At 42.5% G+C, this 6,625-nt stretch carries 3 protein-coding genes; 1 reads left to right on the top strand and 2 read right to left on the bottom strand.

Going from position 1 to position 6,625, the window contains the following annotated elements; genetic code table 11:
• Positions 1-1,782: 1,782 nt before the first annotated feature.
• The gene (locus DRW42_RS27225; protein WP_113952015.1) at positions 1,783-2,403 is read right to left on the bottom strand and encodes an L-threonylcarbamoyladenylate synthase; all 621 of its coding nucleotides are present in this window, start codon (positions 2,401-2,403) and stop codon (positions 1,783-1,785) included.
• An 83-nt stretch (positions 2,404-2,486) separates the two neighbouring features.
• On the opposite strand from DRW42_RS27225, the gene DRW42_RS27220 reads away from it, so the two are divergent.
• Positions 2,487-4,148 (top strand): FMN-binding glutamate synthase family protein, encoded by a 1,662-nt coding sequence (locus DRW42_RS27220; RefSeq protein WP_113952014.1) that lies wholly within the window; start codon positions 2,487-2,489, stop codon positions 4,146-4,148.
• 1,027 nt (positions 4,149-5,175) lie between these two features.
• Here DRW42_RS27220 and asnS read toward each other — a convergent pair.
• On the bottom strand, positions 5,176-6,624 hold the full coding sequence (asnS, locus tag DRW42_RS27215; RefSeq protein WP_113952013.1) for an asparagine--tRNA ligase: 1,449 nt from the start codon (positions 6,622-6,624) through the stop codon (positions 5,176-5,178).
• Between the last annotated feature and the right edge of the window lies 1 nt (position 6,625).

The raw sequence follows: 6,625 nt of genomic DNA, 5'->3' as shown, positions 1-6,625 counted from the left end.
CTTGATAGAAAAGAAACAAAAGATCAAGGCTTGCATCCTTCCTTGTAAAAACCTACGGAAATCTTTATGACGGCAGTATCCAGGCTCTTACCCTGGCTTTTGTCGCATCGCTCCCGCTTGATTCTGCCTTGGGCTGTGGGGTTATGGGTTGGTTGTGCAAAGATTTTCGTGCTTTTTCCAGCGGAAATCTGCTAGGCCGGAAAGCATGGGGGCGAAGACCTTTTGCATCATTTCTACCGCAATACGTCATTTCGACCGTAGTGGAGAAATCTATTGAACATAATTTCTTACTGTATAGAATTTTTCGTGCGCTCGGGCTTGCCTCGGCTCACCGCCGCCGAAGGGACTCTTACCTTTTTCTTGATGAAAAGGTAACCAAAAATCAAGGCTTGGAACTGATGTTGGATAAGCTAGTCGAAACTTTATTTGCAACAGAGGCTAGGAACGAAGAAAAATCGTTCTTGCCTCTGTTTTGGTTTCTTTGGTTTATGGATGGTTGTGCACAAGTTTCAACTGCTTCTCCTTCCATCATCTCCTATGCCGGATAGCAGGATGCAGAATAGCAGGGTTCAGATAGCAAAATACAGTTTGTAGGAGATGAGAAGTTTTTCTCTCGAGCCTTTCCCTTTCAGGGGAAAGGTGCCGGTAGGCGGATTGGGGTTCTTTTTTGCCCCATGCTCAGTCTTGCCTCGGCTCACCGCCGCCGAAGGGGCTCTTACCTTTTTCTTGATAAAAAGGTAACCAAAAATCAAGGCTTGGAACTGATGTTGGATAAGCTAGTCGAAACTTTGTTTGCAACAGAGGCTAGGAACGAAAAAAAATCGTTCTTGCCTCTGTTTTGATTTCTTTGGTTTATGGATGGTTGTGCACAAGTTTCAACTGCTTCTCCTTCCATCGTCTCCTATGCCGGATAGCTGGATGCAGATGACCTCTTGCATCATTTCTACCGCAATACGTCATTTCGACCGTAGTGGAGAAATCTATTGAACATAATTTCTTACTGTATAGCATTTTTCCTGCGCACGGGCTTGCCTCGGCTCACCGCCGCCGAAAGGGGCTCTTACCTTTTTCTTGATAAAAAGGTAACCAAAAATCAAGGCTTGGAACTGATGTTGGATAAGCTGGTCGAAACTTTGTTTGCAACAGTGGCTAGGAACGAAGAAAAATCGTTCTTGCCTCTGTTTTGATTCTTTGGTTTATGGATGGTTGTGCACAAGTTTCAACTGCTTCTCCTTCCATCATCTCCTATGCCGGATAGCAGGATGCAGATGATCTTTTGCATCATTTCTATTGCAATACGTCATTTCGACCGTAGTGGAGAAATCTATTGAACATAATTTCTTACTGTATAGCATTTTTCCTGCGCACGGGCTTGCCTCGGCTCACCGCCGCCGAAAGGGGCTCTTACCTTTTTCTTGATAAAAAGGTAACCAAAAATCAAGGCTTGGAACTGATGTTGGATAAGCTGGTCGAAACTTTGTTTGCAACAGTGGCTAGGAACGAAGAAAAATCGTTCTTGCCTCTGTTTTGATTCTTTGGTTTATGGATGGTTGTGCACAAGTTTCAACTGCTTCTCCTTCCATCATCTCCTATGCCGGATAGCTGGATGCAGAATAGCAGGGTTCAGATAGCATGATGCAGAATAGCAGGGTGCAGATAGCAAAGTGCAGTTTGTAGGAGGTGAGAAGTTTTTCTCCCGAGCCTTTCCTAATTTACTCCCCTCCTGTAGGAGGGGCCGGGGGAGGTGGGGAAAGGTACCGGTAGGCGGATAGGGGTCCATCGCTACAGATATTCTTCAATATTTCCCTTGCCCTCACGGATGATTTCGAACTCGCCTGTAGTGAAGTCAATTACGGTAGAGGCTTCGTTATCACCAAAACCACCGTCGATTACCAGGTCAACCAGGTCTTCGTATTTTTCGTGGATTAGTTCGGGGTCGGTTGAGTATTCAATTACATCATCGTCATCCCTGATGGAAGTAGAAAGGATGGGGTTGCCCAGTTCTTTTACAATACAGCGTGCAATATTGTTATCGGGAACACGTATACCCACTGTTTTTTTATTGGAGCTTAATAGTTTGGGTACATTGTTGTTCGCATTAAAAATAAACGTAAACGGACCGGGTAAAGCTTTTTTCAATACCCTGAACGTGGTATTATCAATGGGTTTGATATAATCGGAAATGTGCTTTAAATCGTGACAGATGAAAGAAAAATTAGCCTTTTCGGGTTTGATGCCGCGGATACGGCAGATTTTTTCGATTGCTTTGGGATTGGTGATGTCGCAGCCCAAACCGTAAATCGTATCGGTTGGATAGATAATCAGGCCGCCCTTTTTTAATACTTCAACAACCTGTTCGATGGCCCTTTCGTTTGGGTTTTCCGGATAAATCTTAATAAGCATAGCGTAAAAATAACAATTTAATGGTGTCAGTTGTTTAATAATCCTAATCTTTGTATCAACAAAACATCCGCTAATCTATTATTATGAGAAAAGCTTTCGTCGCAATTGCCGCATTTTTAATTGCCCTGACCATTATGCTGGGCCTTTACCATCCTTTTTTATGGTGGACATTCATTTTTACCGGTCCTTTTGTACTTCTTGGTGTTTATGATTTATATCAGCCGAAACACAGTATTGTAAGGAATTATCCTGTTTTTGGCAGGTTAAGGTATTTTATGGAAGAGCTGCGGCCGAAAGTCTATCAGTATTTTGTAGAGAGCGATACCAACGGTACACCTTATAACAGGTTAAACCGCTCACTCATTTACCAGCGCGCTAAAAAAGATAACGATACCATTCCTTTCGGAACACAGTTAAACGTTTACGATAACGGTTACGAATGGTTAAGCCATAGTATTGCGGCCATTTCGCATCACGAACTAAATTTAGATCCCCGCGTTACGGTTGGCGGACCAGATTGTAAAAAACCTTATTCAGCCAGTATTTATAATATTTCGGCCATGAGCTTTGGTTCATTGAGCCAAAATGCCATTTTAGCATTAAACGGTGGTGCCAAAATGGGCAATTTTGCCCATAATACCGGCGAAGGGGGTATCAGCGATTATCACCGTCAGCCGGGTGGCGATTTAATCTGGCAAATTGGTACCGGTTATTTCGGTTGCCGTAATGCCGATGGAACTTTTAATTATGATGCCTATGCCGAAAGGGCCAAAACCGATCAGGTAAAAATGATCGAAATTAAACTTTCGCAGGGTGCTAAACCTGGTCATGGTGGTATGTTGCCTGCTAAAAAGGTAACACCGGAGGTTGCAAGGATCCGTTTGGTACCAGAGGGTAAAGATGTATTGTCGCCACCGGCACACTCCGCTTTTAATACACCAATTGGTTTATTAGAGTTTGTTAAAAAACTCCGCGATTTATCGGATGGTAAACCCGTTGGTTTTAAATTGTGTATCGGTAGAAAAAGCGAATTTTATGCCATTTGTAAAGCGATGATAGAAACGGGGATTTATCCTGATTTTATTACCGTTGATGGGGGCGAAGGTGGTACAGGTGCTGCACCTCAGGAGTTTTCTAACTCGGTAGGGATGCCACTTCGCGAAGGTGTGGCCTTTGTATATGATGTATTAAATGGTTTCGACCTGAAAAAACACATTAAAATTATTGCCTCAGGTAAGGTGGCTACAGGTTTCGATCTGGTAAAAAATATTGCCCTTGGTGCCGATATGTGTAATGCTGCACGCGGAATGATGTTTGCCTTAGGTTGTATCCAGGCTTTGGAGTGTAACAGCAATACCTGTCCAACGGGGGTTGCAACGCAAGATCCTAGTTTAATGAAAGGCCTTGTGGTAGAGGATAAAACGGTACGTGTTAAAAATTTCCATAACCTTACCGTAGCCAGTGCGGTAGAATTATTAGGTGCTGCAGGTTTAAGGGAAACACACCAGTTGAGCCGTGCATATATCAACAGAAGGGTGAGTCCGAGTGTAATGCAGAGTTATTTGGAAACCTTTCCGTATATCCCTGCAGGTAGTTTATTGCAAACACCTTATCCAACGCGTTACGAACTGGGGATGGCATTAAGTACTTCAAAAAGTTTTGCCCCAACCGATTATAAAGTTTCGGCAGTAGATTACGCGCATGCCAATCCGTATAGCGATACCATGCATGATGATGGCAGGTAGTTAACAAAGTTGAGAAGTTTTCCAGATAGTAAAAGAAGTCAAGTTTTTAAACTTGACTTCTTTGTTATATACCTTTTATTAGAAAAGCAGGTGCAGTGGTACTTGGGATTGTTCGGTCCTGCTTTACGCTGCTGCCGATGAAAAATCGGCATTCGCTCCAATCAGGTTTATTTGGCAGGGATAAGGATGCTATTAACGTTTTATAATACCAAACGTTCCTACTGAACGTTGCGCAAATAACAAAATGTTATTTGCTACCCACGAAGCGTTCCTACGGAACGATTTAGGATTATTTTTTCTGGCCGTCTCATCGGGACGATTCATGGGGAAAAAGAAGTCAAGTTTTTAAAACTTGACTTCTTTGTTATATACCTTTTTTTTAGAAAAGCAGGTGTAGTGGTACTTAGAACTGTTCGGTCCTGCTTTACGCTGTTGCCGATGAAAAATCGGCATTCGCTCCAATCAGGTTTATTTGGCAGGGATAAGGATGCTATTGACGTTTAATAACAAACGTTCCTACTGAACGTTGCGCAAATAACAAAATGTTATTTGCTACCCACGAAGCGTTCCTACGGAACGATTTAGGATTATTTTTTCTGGCCGTCTCATCGGGACGATTCATGGGGAAAAAGAAGTCAAGTTTTTAAAACTTGACTTCTTTGTTATATACCTTTTTTTTAGAAAAGCAGGTGTAGTGGTACTTAGAACTGTTCGGTCCTGCTTTACGCTGTTGCCGATGAAAAATCGGCATTCGCTCCAATCAGGTTTATTTGGCAGGGATAAGGATGCTATTGACGTTTAATAACAAACGTTCCTACTGAACGTTGCGCAAATAACAAAATGTTATTTGCTACCCACGAAGCGCTCCTACGGAACGATTTAGGATTATTTTTCCTGGCCGTCTCATCGGGAAGATTCATGAGTAAAAAAGAAGTCAAGTTTTTAAAACTTGACTTCTTTGGTGCAGAGGTTTGTTTAACCCTAAACCCTAAACCCTAAACCCTAAACCCTAAACCCTAAACCTTGCCTAAAACTCTGCGTTTTTCGGGAACCTTGGGAAAGCAATTACATCGCGGATGTTGGTCATACCGGTAACGAACAATACCAAACGTTCGAAACCTAAGCCAAAGCCCGAGTGTGGTGCTGTACCAAAACGACGGGTATCCAAGTACCACCAAAGCTCGTCTTGAGGGATGTTTAAATCTTCCATGCGTTTTGTTAAACGGTCTAAACGCTCTTCACGCTGCGATCCGCCAATCATTTCACCAATACCCGGGAATAAGATGTCCATTGCGGCAACAGTTTGTCTGCCTTCCGCATCAGGCTCATTCTGGCGCATGTAGAACGATTTAATATCTGCAGGGTAGTCAGTTAAGATTACCGGTTTTTTAAAGTGTTTTTCTACCAGGTAGCGCTCGTGCTCGCTCTGTAAATCAGCTCCCCACTCGTCTATCAGGTATTTAAACTGTTTCTTCTGGTTTGGTTTAGAAGATTTTAAAATCCTGATGGCTTCTGTATAGGTTAAGCGTTCAAAATCATTTGATAAACAGAAATCAAGTTTCTCTAACAAACCAAACTCGCTGCGCTCGTTCTGCGGTTTTTGTTTATCTTCTTCTGCCAAACGGCTGTTTAAAAATTCCAGTTCCTCTTTGCAGTTATCCAAAGCATATTTAATTACATACTTCATCATATCCTCTGCAAGCTGCATGTTGTCTTCCAAATCGGCAAAAGCAAATTCAGGCTCAATCATCCAGAACTCCGCAAGGTGACGGGTTGTATTTGAGTTTTCAGCCCTGAAAGTTGGTCCGAAAGTATAAATCTTTCCGAAAGCCATGGCCGCCAATTCGCCTTCCAGCTGACCAGATACCGTTAAGTTAGTGGCACGTGCAAAGAAATCCTGTGAGAAATCTACTTTACCATCTTCTGTACGTGGTGTATTGTCGAAATCCAAAGTAGTTACTTTAAACATTTCGCCGGCACCTTCTGCATCACTTGCAGTAATTACAGGGGTATGCATGTATACAAAACCACGTTCGTTGTAAAACTGGTGGATGGCAAAAGCCAATGCATGGCGCACCTTAAAAACGGCGTTAAAAGTATTGGTACGGAAACGCAGGTGCGCGATTTCGCGTAAAAACTCTAAACTGTGTTTTTTAGGCTGTAGCGGAAATTTTTCTGGATCGCTATCACCCAAAATTTCTATGCTGGTCGCTTTGATCTCCACCGACTGACCTTTACCCAACGATTCGATCAATTTGCCTGTAGCCGAAATTGCCGCGCCGGTTGTTATTCTTTTTAACAGCTCATCAGGTAAATTATTAAAATCGATCACAACCTGGATATTGCCCATGCAAGATCCGTCATTTAAGGCAATAAACTGATTATTACGGAAAGTTCTAACCCATCCCATAACCGTTACTTCTGTGTCAAATGCTGTCGACTTTAATAAATCTTTAATTTGCTGTCTCTTAATCATA

This window comes from Pedobacter miscanthi (assembly GCF_003315595.1).
Taxonomy (GTDB): domain Bacteria; phylum Bacteroidota; class Bacteroidia; order Sphingobacteriales; family Sphingobacteriaceae; genus Pedobacter; species Pedobacter miscanthi.
This window is presented reverse-complemented; position numbering and strand designations above follow the sequence as displayed.